This is a genomic window from Viridibacillus sp. d25.2 (genome assembly GCF_055456015.2).
The window spans coordinates 3,744,111-3,763,975 of the sequence record NZ_CM196652.1; the positions used below are offsets into that span (position 1 = coordinate 3,744,111).

Below are 19,865 nucleotides of genomic sequence, written 5' to 3' on the forward strand. Positions count from 1 at the left end.
CGCATATAAAAACAAGATACTGGTATGGACATTTGGCTTGGGAGTCCAAGGAGCTACAACAATATTTGCAGTGAATTTGAAACGTATTTTGAAGCTATTAAATGAAGAATATGGGAAATACAAAAAAAGCACCGACACTTTCTGTTCAAAATCGAACAAAAAGTGTCGGTGTTGACTATTGAAGAACATTACATTTTAAAAACGTTAGTTTTTCAGTCGCCCTCCAACTAGGTAGGGCGACTGAATTTGAGTCCTTATAATAAGCTATATAACTCAATATTTTCGTTTTTATCTTGGAACCAGCGCATTGCAAATTCATTTTCGAATAAGAAAACAAGATTTTCATAACGGTCATGTACTAGCATGCTACGAGGACCTGTCATAGATTCTTTAACGTCTGCTTCATTTTGAATCCAACGTGCTATTTTCGAGCCCATTGGTTCCATACGAACATCTACGTTATATTCAGCCTTCATACGGTGTTCAAATACTTCAAATTGTAATTGACCAACTGCTCCAAGTATAACTTCTTCCGTATGCAAAGTTTTGTAATATTGGATAGCACCCTCTTGCACAAGTTGTAAAATACCTTTATGGAAGTGTTTTGATTTCATAACGTTTTTCGCCGTTACCTTCATAAACAATTCTGGCGTGAACTGTGGTAGTTTTTCAAATTGGAATGTTTTTTTACCGCCAACAACGGTGTCACCAATTTGATAGTTACCTGTATCATAAAGACCAATAATATCTCCAGCTACGGCTTTATCAACTGTTTCACGGTCATCAGCTAAGAACTGAGTCGATTGTGTTACTTTAAATGATTTATTAGTACGTGATAAAGTCATATTCATACCACGTTCAAATTCACCAGATACAATACGTACAAAAGCAATACGGTCACGGTGTGCTGGGTTCATATTCGCTTGAATTTTAAACACAAAACCTGAGAAATCTTTATCTAAAGGTTCGATAATTTGCTCATCTTCTGTTAGACGCGGTTGTGGTGTTGGTGCAAAGTTCAAATATGTTTCTAAGAATGTTTGTACACCGAAGTTTGTTAAAGCAGAACCAAAGAATACAGGTGTTAACTCTCCTCTTGTTACACGTTCTGCTGAAAAGTCATTTCCAGCTTCATTTAGAAGCATAATGTCTTCCATCGCTTGTGTGTAGTAAGAGGTTTTCTTCATATCATGTTCAACGGCTAACTCACCGTTTTCATCAATTGGTAAGAATCGCTCCTCTTCCTCCGTGCGGAATTGCTCGATTCGTTTGTTATAACGATCGTAAATTCCTAAGAACTCCTTACCCATACCAATGGGCCAGTTCATAGCATATGATTCAATGCCTAGAACTTCTTCAAGTTCTTCCATCAACTCAAGTGGCTCTTTACCTTGACGATCTAATTTATTAATAAATGTAAAGATAGGAATACCGCGCATGCGACAAACTTTGAATAGTTTTAATGTTTGTGCCTCAATACCTTTTGCTGCATCCACAACCATCACTGCACTATCTACTGCCATTAACGTACGGTACGTATCTTCTGAGAAATCTGAGTGTCCGGGTGTGTCCAAAATGTTGACACGGCGACCATTATAATCAAATTGCATAACTGAAGATGTTACTGAAATCCCACGTTGCTTTTCGATTTCCATCCAGTCAGAAGTAGCAAATTTACCTGTTTTTTTCGCTTTAACTGTACCTGCATCGCGAATTGCGCCACCAAAGTACAAAAGCTTTTCAGTTATCGTAGTTTTACCAGCATCCGGGTGAGAGATGATGGCAAAAGTACGACGAGATAATATATCTTGTTCAAGATTAGAACTCATTTTTCCGTCTCCTTCTGTCCATAATGTTTCATCATAAAACTAAAAATGTTAAGCCAGACTGAACCGAATTTAGTTGTCAATATAAGTTCTTCATTGACTAACTACATTCGATAATCGTGACGTACAATTTATTTTTTCTATTATTGTAGTCGATTCTCCATGTGCTTATCCTGTTATACATTCTTAACCCTACATTTTTCCGTCTCCTTCTGTCCATAATGTTTCATCATAAAACTAAAAATGTTAAGCCAGACTGAACCGAATTTAGTTGTCAATATAAGTTCTTCATTGACTGACTACATTCGATAATCGTGACGTACAATTTATTTTTTTTATTATTGTAGTCGATTCTCCATGTGCTTATCCTGTTATACATTCTTAACCCTATTATTATAACAAAAAAGAGCATACATAGTTAGCATGCTCTTAACTAGATCACGTTATTTTTTAATGATTAGTTTTTGTCCAACATATATTAAATCCGATTTTAAATCGTTCCAACTTTTTATTTTTGCTATTGAGACACCGTATACTTTTCCAATTATAGATAATGAATCTCCATATTGAACTGTATATTTTAAAGCTTTAGTAGTTGGCTGAGTATTTTCCGCATTCTTTGTTAGTTTCTGTTTTATGATTAGTTTTTGTCCAACTAAAACTGTGTCGGATTTTAAATTATTCCAGTTTTTTATATCTAAGATAGATACATTGTAGACTTTGCTAATAGCATATAAAGTATTACCTTTCTGCACTGTATAATACATGTTGGTAGAAGATACTTTATTATTTGTTGAAGTATTAACAATATTATTTGATTTATCATTAGTAACATTCGTTTTTTGACTAACGATTAATTTTTGCCCTATATAAATAGTGTCAGACCTTAAATTGTTCCAGCTCTTTAACTTTGTTACTGTTGTATTATATTTTTTCGCAATGACAGATAAAGAATTTCCTTTTTGTACTGTGTAATACTTGTTCGATGTTGCGGCTTGACTATTTGAGGTTGTTTTTCCACCTAGTTCTGCATTTACAGCTTTTCCACTTTTACTAACGATTAACTTCTGTCCTATATAAATTGTGTCAGACCTTAAATTATTCCAACTCTTTAACTTTGCTACTGTTGTATTGTATTTTTTCGCAATGACAAATAAGGAATTTCCCTTTTGTACTGTGTAATACTTGTTTGACATTGTGACTTGATTGTTAGAATTTGTATTTTCTTCTAGACCTGCATTTTCAACTTTTTCACCTTTGCCAATTATTAATTTTTGTCCTATATAAATCGTGTCGGATTTTAAGTTATTCCAGTTTTTCAGAGTTGCTACTGTTGTATTATATTTTTTAGCAATAAAAGATAACGTGTTTCCCTTTTGTACTGTATAGTAAACAGCTTTTCCTAGTGAACTATTAGAATCGTTTTTATCATTCGATCCACCCATTGAAGAATCTCCCGCAGTCGATGCAGAATCATAAGCTGTTAAATTATAAGTTGCAATTAAGTTATTTAATTTACTAGCATAAAGCGTATCCGTTGCATATGTACCTGTTAATGCGCGAGTAGCATCAGTATAAGAAGTAGTCTTACTTTTCCATACTTTCATGTATCGATAAGCATCCCATGATACGCCATTTCTGATCAAGTTTACGTAATCTTGTAATGATTGCGTATGCGATGGGTATTTCTTGAAGGTAGCAGATATTTGATAGTAATTCCCTTTACCATCATCTTCCAACGTTAACATCTCTACATAAGCTCCCTGATAATTACCTTTCATGCCAAATAAATTGTGATTCGGCGCTGCTCCTAAAGTACTTGTACCAAATGAACTCTCAAGAACAGCTTGTGCTATCATAACTGATGCATATAAGTCATTCGATTTTGCTAATGTCTGAGCTGTCGGCGCAATTGTTTGTATAAATGTAGATATATTACCACTACTATAAGGCGCAACTGTTTTTACAACAGTTTGTTGTGAAACATTTTCTTCCACTACTTTTGTATATGTTTGCTCGTGTTGAGCATTATGGATTGTTTTATCCAAAGTACTTAATGGTTCAATATCTGGTTTTGGTCCACTTATATCTTTTGAGCTTTCAATTTGAGGTTTTTCAGTTAATTCACCACCAGAAGTTAATGGCCGATTATTGGTTTCCATTTGTTCGATATCTGTATTTTTTTTAACTAATGGTTCTTGTTCAGCAATTAAATCTGCCTTTGCAACTCCAGGCAAGGCTGATGTCCCAATTACCGCAGTCATTCCAACAACTAATAAACTTTTAGCACGATTTTTTGTATCCATAATTTACGATGTTCTAAATAATAAATTTCAAAACACCTTTCTCTCCCCCATTCAACATTTATACACGCCCTTATACCCAAAAACCATAAATAACAAAACATCTTTATATCTAAAAACAAATTATTATATAGATATAAAATAACTATAATCCCACAAGTAATTATACCTACCATCTATTACAGACAGATTAAAAAAACACTACAAATGTAATAAATAAATACATTTGTAGTGTTTGCGTATTATAGTTAGCATTATTTAGTTGATGACTTAAATTTTTCACGAGCTGCTTCTAGCGCTATTTCTGCATCACTATGAGGATATTTTGTATTCTCAATAATCTGATAATCTTCGTGGCCTTTACCAGCAAAAATTATTATATCCCCTGGTTCAGCAACTTCTACAGCTTTTCTCACTGCTTCTGCACGGTCACCAATACATGTGTACTGATCATGTGTCATACCCTTTTCAAGGTCAGCTAAAATACTGTCATATTCTTCATAACGTGGATCATCTGTCGTTAAAATTACGTAATCTGAAAGTGAAGCCTTTTTCGCCATATCAGGTCGTTTAGATTTATCACGATTACCACCTGTACCAATGACGAAAATCATTTTATTTTTTTTATAAGGCATTGCCGCGTTAATTGCTTTTTCAATAGCATCTGGTGTATGTGCGTAATCGACGAAAATTGAGATAGGCAAATCACCTGTTGGAATCCCTTGCATTCGACCTTTTACAGATTCGATTGCCTCAACTTGTTCAATAATATCTTCAATAGCATAGCCTCTTGCATATAAAGCGGCAGTAGCTGCTAGTACATTATAGATATTGAATTCCCCAAGTAATTGCATTTTAACTGGGAAAGTTCCTTCTGGCGTTTCCATATCAAAATAAGTCATATGATTATGATATTGACAGTTAACACCTTTAAAAATGGCATCATTTTTTAAACCGTAAGTCCATATTGGGAATGGTGTTAATTCTTGATATTTTTCTGACCATGGATCATCAGCATTTAAGACGGCGTCCTTATCCTTTTCAAGATCTTGTCCAAGTTGAGAGAAAAGCATACCTTTTGCATTTCCGTAGTTTTCCATTGTGCCATGAAAATCTAAGTGATCATGTGTTAGATTTGTGAAAATAGCAACATCAAAATCGACACCTGCTAAACGTCCCTCTACTAAACCGTGTGAAGATACTTCCATAATCATACCTTGACAGCCTTCCGCTGCTGCACGGAAAATCATTTGCTGTGTACTAAGGGCATCACTTGTTGTGTTTGCAGATTCATACATGACACCATTTAAGTTAAAACCGATTGTACCAGATAAGGCCGTTTTAATCCCCAATCCATGGAGTATGTCTCGAATTATAGATGTAACACTCGTTTTACCATTAGTTCCCGTTACACCAAACATTGTCATGTCTTTCGAAGGATAATCGAAAAACTTCGCAGCAAGTAGTCCAAGAGCTCGACTAGTATTACTTACAATTACTTGCGCTACATCGCCTTTAAGTTCTAACTCGTACTCTGTTACAATAATAATTGCACCATTTTCAACCGCTTTTTGTGCAAAGTCATGTCCATCTACTGTATAACCCTTAATACAGACAAATACACTTTTAGGTTGTACGCCTCGGGAATCAATCGCGATATCTTTTACATTCTCGGGTAATTGACCAATTACCTTTTTTATCGGTAAACATTGTAGTAATTCGGTGGCTTGCATTATTCTGCCTCCTTTTCATCAATCATAGGCGATTTAATATATGCTAATAATAAATCTGCTGTATGACGAAGTGAATCAATATGTGTACGTTCATATGCGTGAGATGCTTCAATTCCAGGTCCAAATAATGCATGTCGTACATCAGCGCCTGCTCTAATTGCAGCCGATGCATCCGAGCCGTAATATGGATAAATATCTAATTTATAATCTATATGATTGTCTTTTGCAAGTGCTACAAGCTGTCTAGTTAATGCGTAATGATATGGGCCACTAGAATCTTTTGCACAGATAGAAACAGTATATTCATCAGATGTCTGCCCATCACCAATGGCACCCATATCCACAGCAATATATTCTACTGTTTGAGATGGAATATTAGAGTTTCCACCATAACCTATTTCTTCATTATTAGAAATATAGAAATGTGTTGTATATGGTATTTCAATTTTTTCTATTGATAATTTTTCAAGTAATTTTAATAGTAAAGTTGTGCTTGCTTTGTCATCTAAATGACGCGATTTAACAAAACCACTCTCTGTAAGTTCAAAACGCGGATCAAAAGATACAAAGTCCCCAACTTCAATACCTTTTGTACGAATATCACTTGCACTGAATACTTTTTCATCGAGACGAACTTCGATATGATCTTCGTTTCGAGGTAATTTTCCTGCTTCACGATAAACATGTACTGTCGTTTCATGCATTAAAATCGTACCTCGAATCTTATCTCCACTAGCCGTATGGATGGTACAATATTCACCTTCTACAGCATTCCAGTTGAACCCTCCAACCATAGACAATTTCAAGCGCCCATTATCTTTTACTTCTTTTACCATGGCACCCAAAGTATCTGTGTGTGCTGTTAAGAGGCGATGTTTAGAATCATCATTACCTAAAATGGTTGCAATTATTGCACCTTTATTCGTTTTTTTATAAGAAACACCCATCTTTTCTAATAGGCTAGACATATATTTCATAATGTCTTCTGTATACCCAGATGGACTAGCAATATTCACTAATTCCTTTAGTAATTCAATGGTTTCTTGTTCTTTAAAATCGCTTGTCAATTGAAAGCCTCCCTTATTCTTTTCATCATATCAAAATATGACATTTTACGACAACGTTAAATAATGTATGATGGTATTATAACCAAATTCGAGGTGTCTTTATGAAGCACTCTACTATTTTACGCAAAAGAAATCAATTTGTACTATTTTTATTTATAGCTGGAATGATAATTCATGCCATTATTAGTAGCATTCATTTGATGAATTATGAAATACCTTTCCCCTTTACTGCAAGTATTTATTGTGTCCTTTTACTTGTTTGTTCAGCCCTACATATAAATGAATATGTAATGAGGATACTATTAATAATCGGACTAAATGGTTCTAGTATATTATTGATTATGCAAACTGATTATATTTATCATTTAATCTATCTTATTCTACTACTTTTTTTACTAGCAATATATCGATCTTTTTGGATCAATTTAACGATGTTTATCGTTACTATTATTCAGGTTTTTTTACTAATAGAATATCGCTATACAGCTTTCAGTAGTTCTATTACTGATACAGATATTACTCTCTTTACTTTAATCTTGCTTTTTGTAGCTGTAATAGGTTTTATGCAAGCTTTTTACATTAATAATTCATGGAAAAAGATGGAAAATCATTCAGATTCTTTAGAGAAGGCATTCCTGTCTAAGGAAGCTTACTTGAATCTATTTTTTGAAAATGCGAAAGACAGTATTGCTGTTTTTGATTTAAATAATAAAATCATTACCGTTAACCCCGCATTCGAGAAACTATATGGTTGGAAAAAGAGAGAATGTATTGGAAAATCTGTTCCTTTAGTAGCTCCTGAATATGTGAACGAAGCAAAAGAACGATGTAAACAGCTCTTGAATGGTGGCAGCTTTGATATGCTTGAATCAAAAGATATGAGAAAAGACGGCACTTATTTCGACGTACAAATGACGTTATCACCTATTTATGATTATAATGGGAAAATTATTGCGACATCCATTATTGCTCGTGATATTTCTTATAAAAAAGAATCAGAAAAATTAATCATTCAAGCAGAAAAGTTAAAAGCAATAGGAGAAATCGCCGCTGGTGTCGCCCACGAAGTACGTAACCCATTAACTGTTATTTCTGGCTTCGTCCAAATGATGAATAATGATAAGAATTCACCGTATGCATTTTATACAAATTTAATTGATGATGAAATAGACCGCATTAACTTAATAATAAGTGAGTTTTTAGTTCTCTCAAAACCTCATGCAATGCAACCAAAAGTGTTCCAAATCGATACAGTCATCTCAGATATCTTGACGTTATATCAACCTGAGCTGCAATTAAAAAATATTGAACTCCTTCAAAATTGGCACACTAATAATATGATGATCAAAGGTGACGCCAATCAAATAAAACAAGTTATTATTAATATAATAAAAAATGCAGTAGAAGCTATAGAAAAAAACGGAAAAATTATCGTTACGATAGAAAAAACGGCCAAACTATTTTGTAGCATCTGTTTTATGGACAATGGAGGCGGTATGAAAAAAGAAGTTGTTGAACACATTTTCAAACCCTTCTATACAACAAAAGCTGAGGGTACTGGTCTTGGCATGATGATAACTGAGAAAATTATTCATGAACATGAAGGTCATATTACAATTGATAGTGAATACGGTAAAGGTACTAGTATTACAATTAAATTGCCTTGTGTTAACGTTTAATGTACATAAAAAGCATTTCTTGTGGTTACACCACGTTAGAAATGCTTTTTCATTTATACTAACTATCTGTAAGTAAAATCGAATAATAGACGCTCTTCGCCATTCTTATCTTAAAAGGGTTTTCACTAATTTCACTTTCTGTTTATAAGGTGGAAATAATAAATTATTTGCTAACTTCGTTGATTTTTTCAAAATGGATTTTGGGTGCGTAAAGCATTCGAAGCTTGCCTTACCATGATAAGCATTAACGCCCGAATTGCCGACCCCTCCAAATGGCAAATAGACACTTGCTACATGCGTAACTGCATCATTCACACAACCACCACCAAACGGTAATTCATCAAGAAAATACTGAATTGCTTTCTCTGTTTCAGAGAAAAAGTATGCAGCTAATGGTTTCGGATATTGTCGAATTTGGTGAATAGCTACTCGCAAATCATCGTAAACGATGATCGGTAATATTGGTCCAAATAGTTCCTCTTCCATAGAAGGGCTATTCCACGTAACATTTTGTAGAACGGTCGGTTCAATATATAAATCATCACGATCATAGTTACCACCAAATAGCACTTGGCTTTGTTCACGCTCTAAAATATTTTGCAAACGTTTAAATTGACGCTCGTTAATAATACGACCATAATCCAAGCTATCTTGCGCGTTTTTGCCGTAAAATTTTTGAAGTGTCTTTTTCATAATACGGATAAAAGGTACTTTTACTGACTCATGTACTAATACATAATCCGGTGCAACACATGTTTGACCAGCATTCGTAAATTTCCCCCATGCAATACGTTTTACAGCAACTTCTAAATTGGCTGTTTGATCTACAATTGCAGGACTTTTCCCACCTAGCTCAAGCGTAAGTGGAGTTAAGCGTTCAGCTGCAGCTTTCGCAATAATTTTCCCAACAGCTACACTTCCCGTAAAGAAAATATAATCAAACGAGGCATGTATCAATGCAGTTGTTTCTTCCTTCTCTCCTTCAACAATCCTTACATAATTTCCTTGGAAAGTTTCTTGCACTATTTTCTTTATAATTTCAGCAGTATGTACCGATGCTTCAGAAGGTTTTACAATAGCAGTATTCCCTCCAATAATGGCACCAATTAATGGTTCCATGACAAGTTGAAATGGATAGTTGAATGGTCCAATAATAAGCACTGTCCCATATGGTTCACGTACGATAAAACTTTTCCCTGGTTGGAAATGAAAAGGAGTTGGTACCGATACTGGTTGTAACCATTCCTCTAAATACTTTTGCATATAGCTAATACTATCTAGCACAATCCCAACTTCAGTGGAATACGCTTCGAATTCACTTTTTCGTAAATCTTTATGCAGTGCTTTTAAAATTTCTTTCTCATGACTAACAATCGCAGCTTTTAATTTTTTTAATTGTTCTTTACGAAATGCCAAGCTTTTTGTTGCTCCTGAAAAGTAAAATTTCCGTTGTTCTGCAATCATTGCTTCTACATCGTAGGTATTTAAATTAGCCATAAAATAACCTCCATTTTACAAAAAATATTTATCTAAATTTGTTCATAAGCTTGCATAAATACATCGTGATTTATCCATAATAAAAGTGTTACATAATTTCATAAGAAAAAGAGCCTTATCTGACTCAAATTGTACCATTTTTAAGAAGGTTGCTGTCAAATGTTGAAGACTTCTAAAAGGGGGAATGTTACATGTTGAAAACAGAAACATGGTGGGAACCAATTTTCACAGGACCATTAGCACATGGCTTACATCCGCAAAAACAAGAGGAATTAGAGGATGAATCGTTTTTATTCTTTCAATACCAAGATACAGCCTCAGAAAATGATCAGCATCTTGAATGAAGTGTAGCAAAGTGAGCTGTCTGATGAAAAGGGCAGCTCGTACTTTTATATATTTATTCTTACCCAAGCTCTTTGAATTAAAAACAACATTACATTAATACAATGTATGTATAGTAACAGCCTACCCAAATTATTACTGTTATAGACACTTTTTACCTACTTCGTTTTAATTTCCTTAAATTACAAAACCATCATCCCCTCTCAATAGTTACTCTCACATAGAAAGAAACTTCAAACATAACACCATCTCACTAATTGTTAATCTAATAAACCATCATACCATCATCCTTCCTCCAATTAACTTTTAACTCCTTATTATGTTTCTCCTCTCTATCAATACACCAAACTGTCAATTCTTTATATTCCCTCTATTTTTAAAACTAAAAACCTAAAGCTATTTTTTGAATTTTTTCAAAAAGGGTATTGCATTTATAAGGTGATTATTTAACTTTTTTACCATAGGAGGACTGACATGAAAAATATATGGGCGCTCTATAAGAGGGATATTAAAAGTATATTCTCTAACTGGGTAGCCGCAGTATTATTAGGCGGGCTTATTATTTTACCTTCATTATATGCATGGCTAAACATCGCGGCATCATGGGATCCTTACGCACAAACCAATCAAATTCCCGTCGGTATCGTAAATGAAGATAGTGGTGCAAAAATACACAACCAACAAATTGATGCTGGAAAAGAGCTAGTTGCAACGTTACATAAAAATAAAGATATGAACTGGCAATTTACAAATCGAAAAACAGCAATGGAGAATGTTCGAAACGGAGACTATTTTGCTGTAATCATTATTCCAGAAAACTTCTCTAAGGACCTTGCTACAGTTGTTTCCGGCAAACCTCATAAAGCTGAAATGGAATATTACGTTAATGAAAAAATTAATTCGATTGCTCCTAAAATTACAAGTAAAGGCGCTAGTGTACTTGCTGAAGAAATGAGTAGTAAATTTATTGGCACAGTAAACGGTACAATCTTCGAGATGTTCAATCGAATTGGTATAGAAATGCAAACTAACTTACCGGATATCGAAAGGTTCAAGGATTTTGTACTTACATTAGAAAAGGACTTACCTGGTATTCATACAGAATTGAAGAAGGCACAAAAAGATGCAAATTCAGCAAGTACTATGATTGGTGATGCTAAAAATGAAATTCCCAAAGCAAAACAACTGACATCTGACGGTTTAAAAACAATTGATAATACGTTGTCTTTCTTGGCTCAAGCTAAAAATCGTCTTAATGAAATGAGTCCAAAAATCAAACAAGATTTACAAACCATCCAAAAAATTTCAACTGATGCAAATACATTGTTAAAACAACTACAAAATACAAAGGTTGATTTTACTGAGGTAAATAATGCAAAAGAGACTTTAGACAATCAGGTTACTACTGCTATCGATAAAGTTTCTAATGTCGAGAAAGCATTGGCAGATTTAAAACAATTTAATGATGAAAATAATATTAAAGATCAATCACAACTTCTCTCTTCTGCAATAGAGCATACAAAAAATTTAAAAGCCTTATTAGTAGAAGCACAAAAAAATGCCCGCAATATTAACGCAGTGCTTGCTGGTAAAGAACAAGATGTTGCAGATGCCATCAACTCACTACAAACTATTGCACAAAACACTTCTGTCGAGCTCGACAGCTTCATAAAAGAATATGCACAATCTATTGAACCAACTGTTTTTAAAGCTATTGATGATGCACAAAACACATTATCTACCGCAAAGAATAAGCTAACCATAATCCAAACTCAAATACCAGAAATTGTGCGTATCATTAATAATACCGATGGCTACATCTCAGATGCAAAATCTGGCCTAAATACAGCTATCGGCCAATATCCTTATGTAAATACAAAAGTTAAAGAACTTGCCAATAAAATCCGGGCCTTCGAAAAAGAAACGGATATAAATAGCGTTATTCAATTACTTATCAACGATCCAAACGCTGAGAAGTCTTTCTTCGAACAACCTATTAAGCTAAATGAAAATGCCCTCTTCCCGATCAAAAATTACGGAACAGGTATGACACCTTTCTACACTGTTTTATCCATTTGGGTTGGCTGCTTACTTTTAATTTCACTGCTATCAGTAGGAGCAAAAAATGAAGAAGATTTTACAACTCGTCAAGTATATTTCGGAAAACTACTGACATTTTGGACCATTGGCATACTACAAACGCTTATTATTACTATGGGTGACCTTTTCATTCTTAAAGTGTCTGCCCATAATCCTGTATGGTTTGTGTTATTTTGCTTATTCATCAGTCTCGTATTTATGAGCGTTGTCTACACATTAGTGTCCGTTTTCGGAGATGTCGGAAAAGCACTGGCAATCATTCTGCTTGTACTACAGCTAGCAGGGTCAGGTGGGACTTATCCCGTTGTTTTACTACCGAAGTTCTTCCAAGTGATTAACCCTTACTTACCTTTCACATACGCCATTGGAATGGCTCGAGAAGCAATCGGTGGTATCATTTGGAACAAAATTATCGTAGATGTCATCGTACTCGGAATAGTTCTAATCGTCGCCCTTTTATTTGGCGCCATCTTGAAAAAACGTTTAAATGTTATTACGTCACGTATGCTACTCAAATCCAGAAAATCAGGATTATTTCACTAAATTAGCGGCTTGTTTGGTTGTGTTAACCTAACAAGCCGCTACTATTTTATTGACGAAAAACAAAACAATTATTGACATTTACTGTTTGCCATCATATGATATTAAGTAATATTTACATAGAATTAAGAATTGAATTTCTCCCGATTCCTTAGCTCAGCTGGGAGAGCGCCACCTTGACAGGGTGGAGGTCGCTGGTTCGAACCCAGTAGGAATCATATTGGATAAACATTGATAACACGCTGTTTCTAAGTACATCTTAGGCAGCGTGTTTTCTTGTATTTATACCTACTCGTGACCAAGCTGTGACCAATTTTGAATAAACGATAAATGCGATACTATCTTTTGATTAAAAAAGACATAATATAACGATTTTTCACCGTTCATCCGAATGGTCTTTTTATTAAGCCTCCACAATAGTTACAATTTCCTGTATAGTTAAATATACACATTTATAGAAATGAGGGTTTTTTAATTGAAAAAGAAATGGTTACTAGCTCCAATGGCTACTATGATATTGTTGGCTGCATGCGGCGAAGACAATGCAAAGGAAGAAACTCCAAAAGATAATGCTCAAACAGTTAAATCTTCGGACAAAACAGATACAAAGAAAAGTAATGACGTTTATTTTAAAGATAATGAAGCGAAATTAGAGGATGTAAAAATAAAAATCACTAAAACTAAAGTAATTTCAGTAGGAGAAAAAGGTAACGAACATGGTGAAAAACCAGTATTAGCAATCTGGTACAATACAACAAACTTAAGTGATAAAGATATCGACCCGACAACAGCATGGTCAGTTGTGTTTACCGCGATTCAAGACAATAATCCAAACTCTATTAATAATATTGAGGTAGGCAGCCTTCCAGACGATAGATTTTTAGATACGCAGTTAGAAACAATTAAAAAGAACGGCACCGTAGAAAATGCCATTGCATACGAGCTTGATGATTTAAAAACGCCTGTCACATTAGTAGCGAATCAAGGTATTGGCGGCGAAGAATTAGGACGACAAGAATTTAAAGTGAAAAAATAAAGAGGAAAATTAGGCCACTCATTGCGAGTGGCAATTTTTATGCCGCTGTATCTTATGAAAGTACCAATAACAAACTTATTACTCCTGCAACAGGCAATAACGCTATCCACAACCATTCCCCTAACGCTACATCTTCAGGTGCAATATCTTCATCTACAAAACAATAGTAAATACTCAACAAAATCTTCATGGCCATACACCCCTATGGTTTAGATTTCCCAAGCCTCATTCATTATTGATTTAACTTTGATACTGTGTGTTACACGTTTGATTGCTGTATATATGACTGATTCTAAGCACTCTACTTTCCCCTGTTTATACGCACTCATAACACTTAATAAAGCTTTACGATATTTACTTTCGTGATGCTCTAAAACTATGTTTCTATCAATAGATGCTTTTGCTTTGAAGATTATTCCAGAGAATCTATATAATTCGCTAGATTTGAAAAATGGTGAAAATACTTTTACCGGAGTTGGCAATTTGTCTACAAGACCTTCTTTGAGCAACACTTGCTCTTCTTTCGTCATTTGCTAAAGCGAGCCTTTGATAATTGACTCTCTTCCATCAATTTCCCTACATTTAGAACACTCAAATCTCGTACCTAGAATATCAATTCATTGTCACTAAAACAAATTTCAGAACGACTATCTACCCACTTGAATAAATTCTGCTTTTTCATGCTAATCACGTACCTTTTTAATAGTAATAGTATCAGTAAATCAATATATAAAAGTTTTAAAGATGAATTGCAATTTTATTAAAAACAGATAAATCAAAGATATACCAAAGAATATAATTTTTAGTATAATAATAAATGTAATATTTTTTTGATGCTGATGATTTAATGTTTTCATACTTGATAGAGTTGCAGGATATATGATTGGAGCACCATTTTTATATTTCCAAACAATTTCACAGACGATAAATAAAGAAATCGATTTTGCAAACAAACCCGTATGTAAGACCCTTCGTTGTCTTACTCTTTCATTTTTTCTATAAAAGAATAAGCAAAACAGAAAATATGATGAATTTCAAAAGAATATGTAAGACGCGATAAAAAAATACTCTACCTTTACAATCGATTACAAAAAAAATTGAGGTGTACAAAATTTATGGTTCTTGGCATCATTACCACTATCACAATTACTTTATTAGCAATTTTTCTATTCTTTTATTTAAAAGACCCTAGAAGGATAATCAATGGCTTTCTATTTAATTTATTTTTTTGTTCATTTGGTATTCTATGCGTATGTTTAGCATTTTACTTAGATAATCAGTATTTAATAATTTTTGGTGTTATCATTGTTGCCTTTATGTTAACTTTTGGCTTATTCGCCTTAATGATAGGAATGTTTCTAAATGCACGGATTCTAATGAGAAAAGAGGGCCGGCGTTTTTCAAATTATTTAACTCTTATTGTTGGGATTTGTCTTTTGTTATGGATGATAATTTCCATAGTCGAGCCATCTCGATTCTTATCTGCTAAACTCCAGCCACTTTACCAAGGAATGTTTTTTATTGTTTTATATTTATTTGTAAACTTATCAAATTTTCTAACAGCCTATTTTCTTTATCAATTCAATAGACCCAAATACAATCAAGATTTCATAATTGTTCTTGGTAGTGGCTTAATAAATGATAAAGTGCCACCACTTTTAGCTAGCAGAATCAATAAGGCTATAGATTTTTATTGGAAGCAAGCTGCAGTCGCATCTCCGCCTACAATCATTTTTTCCGGGGGACAAGGACCGGATGAAAACCTTCCTGAAGCCGCAGCTATGCAAATGTATGCTGTAGAAAAAGGTATTCCTGTCGAACACACGATGCAAGAAGATCGTTCTGTGAATACGTATCAGAATCTGCTTTTTTCAAAAAAAATTATGGAATCATTAAAGGGAAAGAATTACAACAGTATTTTTACAACAAACAATTTCCACCTTTTCCGTGCTGGATTATTTGCTAGACAAGCTGGATTAACTAGCCAAGGAATCGGTTCAAAAACAGCTTTCTATTATTGGCCAAACGCTATGATTCGAGAATATATCGCAGTTGTTGTTATGAATCGTAAGCGTCATGGTATTGTAATAGGCGTTATTTGTTTTTTATCAATCTTAGCAACTGTAATAAACTATATATTCTTATAAAGTGATTTAATGTATGGATAACCTTAAGATTGAAACACCTAGCACTTAAAGCGAGACCATTGAAATAATCCATTAAACTTAAACAGACAGCCCCTTCTCGATTTTATCAAGAATGGGCTGTCTGTTTTTCTGTATAATAGATGTACTAATTTCAGGGGGTATAATTTATGAAAAGAGGAATCAGTTTTGAAATTCCTAATGAACGTGGAAGTTTTCTTGGAGAAGTTCTCAAGCCGATTGACATTACTGCTTTTAGTTGGCAAATTGGCAGTGGTGAGTCATATAAAGCAGCGAAAATGGATGATGGATTGGAAGAGGATCTTTTCTCGGAAGATAAAAACGTTATTGATGGTGCCGAGCTCAAAGATCTATTAGAGAACAATAAATATTATATTATTTTCGCTGACTTACAAGCATATCCAAAAGGCAAGTTCTCTGAAATTGAGACCTATGCTGAATTTATTGAAAGCAAGTGTGAACTTATTCTATTAGTCGTTGATTGCAGTTATGGCACTCTATATTGCAAAAATAAGGAAGCAATCGAATTACTATATAAGAATGCGAATGATTGTGGGTTTGAATTTGTTGAATATATAACTGATGAAAATGATACAAGAACAAGCTTATCAATATAGCTGATAAATGACTAAAAACTACAAGCATCACTTATTTAGCTTGTAGTTTTTAGTTGTAAAAATGAGCTTACACTTTTTCAACGTATTCTTTTTTAGCGGTGATGTACAATCCGCTTTTTGTTTTTAGTCGATAAGCGTTTCCATACCTTACAATGTCCACGATGGTATAAATGGTATTCTTATTACATTTCTCCACTCGTTCAGATTTATCAAATTTCACTCGATTATAAGCATGACAATCTTTGATGACTTTATATTTACCCGTTCCATTTTTGTAATAACTATTAGAACTTACTCGTTTGCCGACGGTTGACACCTGTTTAGAATAGCCAAGATAATCCGCAATAACTGACGCAATACCTTGACAGATACATTCAAATTTATCATTGTAAATTTTCGCATCAGCTGCACTATCCACGAAACAAACTTCAATTAAAATAGCAGTCCTGTTGGTACTATTTAAAAAACATAAATCTTTTCTCTCTTTTGCTCCACGATCTTTTAAACCACTCACACTCGCAATTTCAGCACTAGCTTTTTTAGATAATGCTATTGCATTGTAATACAAGCATTCGGTACCTCGTGGTTCGGTAGTTTTAGATGCTGCGTTAAAATGCAAGCTAATATCTAAATCTCGTACTTTACTATTATGGTATTTGACAATAGTATTTAAATTTTGATTTTGTGTGATAGATGTATCATCGTTGAAAGTATAGCCACTACCATCATATCCTGTTGTTAATATTTCATATACGCGATTGGCTACTTTACGTGCCTCATTCACTTCATCAAGAATCCCTTTTGCGCCACATACTTTTAATGCATGTCCACTTGAAATTACAAATTTTCTCACCATATTATTTCAATCCTTCAGATTTTAATTTTTTTTCTTGTTCACGTGCTTTTTTTGTTAATAAATAAGTATTTTTGTAAATACCATAAACAACCAATACGAAAGGTACTGCTGCTAACAATGCATTTACAAAAGCGTCTATTGTTTCATTGGTAAACCAGGTGACTATGATTCCTAACGTCTGCAAAAATAAAAGGACTGCTGATAGCAGACCCCCAAATAGTGCGATATATTGTGTTAATTTTTCCGTTGTCATTAAATGACCTCCTATTGCGCTAATATATTGAATAATGATTGTAAAAATAAATAAAGAACGCTTCCTGCCCCACCGTATTTTAATAGCAGGTCGGCATTGCGTTCCATTTTGGTTTTACGCAAATCATAAGTACGAACCTTTTCACTCTCCAATGCAGTATCTCTAGACTTTATAAGATCCCATTGTTTATCCATAGTAGATTGTAAAAAAGAGCGGGTTTCACGATTTTCTTGTAAAATGATATTCTCTAACTTCACATAATTTTGTTCAATTTGCTTTAATCGTAGTTCTTTTTTCAAATCACTTTCCTCGAGCGCAACAATCCGCTCTTCGTGATTTCCTAAGCGCTCATCAAATAGATTTTCCATCGACACTCTCCCATTTTAGACAAAATAAAAAAGATATTCTAAGCGAATATCTTTAGAATTAAATAAATTTTTGTTAGTTGCCTCATTAGCATATTTAACATTCCAAATTTTTTTTAATACTGCATCGCTTTTGACCAAGAACTAAATCACTATCTTATTCTCGTCCTCTTTTCTTCATTATTGCTAGAGGAATCTCCTATTTTTCCGTCATAAATCTAGCACCTCTAACCATCAGATAATTACGCTAAATAATTGCGTATAATTTGTATTACATCCAATCTCCCCCTTTTTGGCAAAATAAAAAGGCTTCATGTGAGCGCCTGCTGTTCCACTTATTATTAATAATTTATTTTATAATCGCCATTTGAAAAGATCGTTACTAGCAATTCGTCGTTATTTGGATATTCGTAGTCATAGTCTTTGCCGTGTACAGCTTTTTTCCACGTGCCTTTCATGTCCATTTGTGTAATGAGTGCATCGATTTCTGCAACGTCTGACATATCTTTGATTGAAAGGGCATAAGCAAAACGCATTGTATCACAATTCCCTCGTAATTTCTCCCACTGCTCTGATGTTACTCCTGCTAACAACTTCGGTGTCATGCCCTTTGCAATCGCTTCATCTACTATCGGACTTACTTCAATCCATTCTGTACCATTATGAGCGTACCAAGTAGCGCCTGAGTTAAAAGAAACGATTATTCGGACCATTCCATTTCCTAATGCAGTCGCTGTCAGCTTTACAGAGTCGATATTTTCGATTGAACGGATGTTAATGTCTTTTGTAGGGTAAACAAGTTGATCTGTTGGAATAGCATTTACTATTATAGGTTGAGATTCTTCAACTTCGGTATATTTCACTAATTGTATAGTATTATCTACTAATAATTCTTTCCATGCTTCTTTTGGGATAACTGATAAATCACTCATTCCTTCTTCTTGGAATTGAGTTTCAGTGGGTAATGTTGTCGATACTAATTGCCATGATGGTTGTATTTCTGAACTTCCTTTATGCCATTTCTTATACTCACCTTTAGACAAAATAAAAGATTTATACATAATGCTAAGGTACCAATTAAGAATATCTTCATCTCGTCTATATTCTAGGCATGTAATAGAATTGTGTGTGGCCGTCACTTCATTTTTTGGATTAAACCATTCAACATATTGTGTAGAATAATCTGCATCTAATATCCATTGGAAATTTGTACTTTTGATTTTTTCGTCTATAGCCGTCACTTCATTTTTTGGATTATACCATTCAACATATTGTGTAGAATGATCTGCATCTAATATCGATTGAAAATTCACACTTTCGATCTTTTCGTCTATAGCCGTCACTTCATTTTTTGGATTATACCATTCAACATATTGTGTAGAGTAATCTTCATCAAATATCCATTGGAAATTCGTACTTTCGTTCAGTTGTATCATCCCTTCTATTTTAGATAGTTGATTTTTATATAACCAGTATCCAGTGACGT

The 19,865-nt window shown here is 34.0% G+C and carries 17 protein-coding genes and 1 tRNA gene; 7 read left to right on the plus strand and 11 right to left on the minus strand.

Going from position 1 to position 19,865, the window contains the following annotated elements:
* Positions 1-254: 254 nt before the first annotated feature.
* The 4 genes from ACZLO7_RS18470 to ACZLO7_RS18485 all read right to left on the minus strand — a co-directional run bounded on the left by ACZLO7_RS18470 (position 255) and on the right by ACZLO7_RS18485 (position 6,929).
* Positions 255-1,829, minus strand: coding sequence for a peptide chain release factor 3 (locus tag ACZLO7_RS18470; protein ID WP_464937865.1), 1,575 nt, complete (start codon positions 1,827-1,829; stop codon positions 255-257).
* Between the two features lie 440 nt (positions 1,830-2,269).
* A complete protein-coding gene (locus ACZLO7_RS18475) occupies positions 2,270-4,132 on the minus strand; it encodes a muramidase family protein (RefSeq protein ID WP_464937866.1) in 1,863 nt (620 codons plus the stop codon).
* A gap of 251 nt (positions 4,133-4,383) precedes the next feature.
* On the minus strand, positions 4,384-5,862 hold the full coding sequence (locus tag ACZLO7_RS18480; protein ID WP_464937867.1) for a UDP-N-acetylmuramoyl-L-alanyl-D-glutamate--2,6-diaminopimelate ligase: 1,479 nt from the start codon (positions 5,860-5,862) through the stop codon (positions 4,384-4,386).
* The gene (locus ACZLO7_RS18485; protein ID WP_464937868.1) at positions 5,862-6,929 is read right to left on the minus strand and encodes a M42 family metallopeptidase; all 1,068 of its coding nucleotides are present in this window, start codon (positions 6,927-6,929) and stop codon (positions 5,862-5,864) included. The genes ACZLO7_RS18480 and ACZLO7_RS18485 overlap by 1 nt, the downstream gene beginning before the upstream one ends.
* A gap of 101 nt (positions 6,930-7,030) precedes the next feature.
* Between ACZLO7_RS18485 and ACZLO7_RS18490 the strand changes: the two genes are divergently transcribed.
* The gene (locus tag ACZLO7_RS18490; protein WP_464937869.1) at positions 7,031-8,608 is read left to right on the plus strand and encodes a two-component system sensor histidine kinase NtrB; all 1,578 of its coding nucleotides are present in this window, start codon (positions 7,031-7,033) and stop codon (positions 8,606-8,608) included.
* A gap of 105 nt (positions 8,609-8,713) precedes the next feature.
* Here the strand turns inward: ACZLO7_RS18490 and ACZLO7_RS18495 are convergent, their stop codons facing one another.
* Positions 8,714-10,105 (minus strand): aldehyde dehydrogenase, encoded by a 1,392-nt coding sequence (locus ACZLO7_RS18495; RefSeq protein WP_464937870.1) that lies wholly within the window; start codon positions 10,103-10,105, stop codon positions 8,714-8,716.
* Positions 10,106-10,296: 191 nt separating this feature from the next.
* On the opposite strand from ACZLO7_RS18495, the gene ACZLO7_RS18500 reads away from it, so the two are divergent.
* The 4 genes from ACZLO7_RS18500 to ACZLO7_RS18515 all read left to right on the plus strand — a co-directional run bounded on the left by ACZLO7_RS18500 (position 10,297) and on the right by ACZLO7_RS18515 (position 14,123).
* Complete coding sequence (locus ACZLO7_RS18500) at positions 10,297-10,449, plus strand: hypothetical protein (RefSeq protein WP_464937871.1); 153 nt, start codon at positions 10,297-10,299, stop codon at positions 10,447-10,449.
* Positions 10,450-10,921: 472 nt separating this feature from the next.
* Positions 10,922-13,090: a YhgE/Pip family protein gene (locus ACZLO7_RS18505; RefSeq protein ID WP_464937872.1), complete on the plus strand. Its 2,169-nt coding sequence runs from the start codon at positions 10,922-10,924 to the stop codon at positions 13,088-13,090.
* 142 nt (positions 13,091-13,232) lie between these two features.
* Positions 13,233-13,305: transfer RNA gene (locus ACZLO7_RS18510), tRNA-Val, on the plus strand.
* A gap of 257 nt (positions 13,306-13,562) precedes the next feature.
* Entirely contained in the window at positions 13,563-14,123 is a 561-nt protein-coding gene (locus ACZLO7_RS18515) for a DUF5067 domain-containing protein (protein ID WP_464937873.1), read from the plus strand.
* A 52-nt stretch (positions 14,124-14,175) separates the two neighbouring features.
* Here ACZLO7_RS18515 and ACZLO7_RS18520 read toward each other — a convergent pair whose 3' ends face one another.
* Together ACZLO7_RS18520 and ACZLO7_RS18525 are read right to left on the minus strand one after the other, a co-directional pair.
* Complete coding sequence (locus ACZLO7_RS18520; protein ID WP_464937874.1) at positions 14,176-14,313, minus strand: hypothetical protein; 138 nt, start codon at positions 14,311-14,313, stop codon at positions 14,176-14,178.
* A gap of 19 nt (positions 14,314-14,332) precedes the next feature.
* Entirely contained in the window at positions 14,333-14,653 is a 321-nt protein-coding gene (locus ACZLO7_RS18525; RefSeq protein ID WP_464937875.1) for a hypothetical protein, read from the minus strand.
* A 585-nt stretch (positions 14,654-15,238) separates the two neighbouring features.
* Here ACZLO7_RS18525 and ACZLO7_RS18530 point away from each other — a divergent pair.
* Both ACZLO7_RS18530 and ACZLO7_RS18535 read left to right on the plus strand, forming a co-directional pair.
* The gene (locus ACZLO7_RS18530; RefSeq protein WP_464937876.1) at positions 15,239-16,270 is read left to right on the plus strand and encodes a YdcF family protein; all 1,032 of its coding nucleotides are present in this window, start codon (positions 15,239-15,241) and stop codon (positions 16,268-16,270) included.
* Positions 16,271-16,437: 167 nt separating this feature from the next.
* Positions 16,438-16,905, plus strand: coding sequence for a DUF2691 family protein (locus ACZLO7_RS18535; protein ID WP_464937877.1), 468 nt, complete (start codon positions 16,438-16,440; stop codon positions 16,903-16,905).
* Positions 16,906-16,972: 67 nt separating this feature from the next.
* Here the strand turns inward: ACZLO7_RS18535 and ACZLO7_RS18540 are convergent, their stop codons facing one another.
* The 4 genes from ACZLO7_RS18540 to ACZLO7_RS18555 form a co-directional block, all read right to left on the minus strand.
* Positions 16,973-17,761 carry an N-acetylmuramoyl-L-alanine amidase gene (locus tag ACZLO7_RS18540; RefSeq protein ID WP_464937878.1) on the minus strand — a complete coding sequence of 263 codons (789 nt, stop codon included), beginning with the start codon at positions 17,759-17,761 and terminating at the stop codon, positions 16,973-16,975.
* Position 17,762: 1 nt separating this feature from the next.
* Positions 17,763-18,014: a phage holin gene (locus ACZLO7_RS18545; RefSeq protein ID WP_464937879.1), complete on the minus strand. Its 252-nt coding sequence runs from the start codon at positions 18,012-18,014 to the stop codon at positions 17,763-17,765.
* A gap of 11 nt (positions 18,015-18,025) precedes the next feature.
* Positions 18,026-18,382: a hypothetical protein gene (locus ACZLO7_RS18550; RefSeq protein ID WP_464937880.1), complete on the minus strand. Its 357-nt coding sequence runs from the start codon at positions 18,380-18,382 to the stop codon at positions 18,026-18,028.
* A gap of 338 nt (positions 18,383-18,720) precedes the next feature.
* A complete protein-coding gene (locus ACZLO7_RS18555; protein WP_464937881.1) occupies positions 18,721-19,815 on the minus strand; it encodes a hypothetical protein in 1,095 nt (364 codons plus the stop codon).
* Positions 19,816-19,865: the final 50 nt, after the last annotated feature.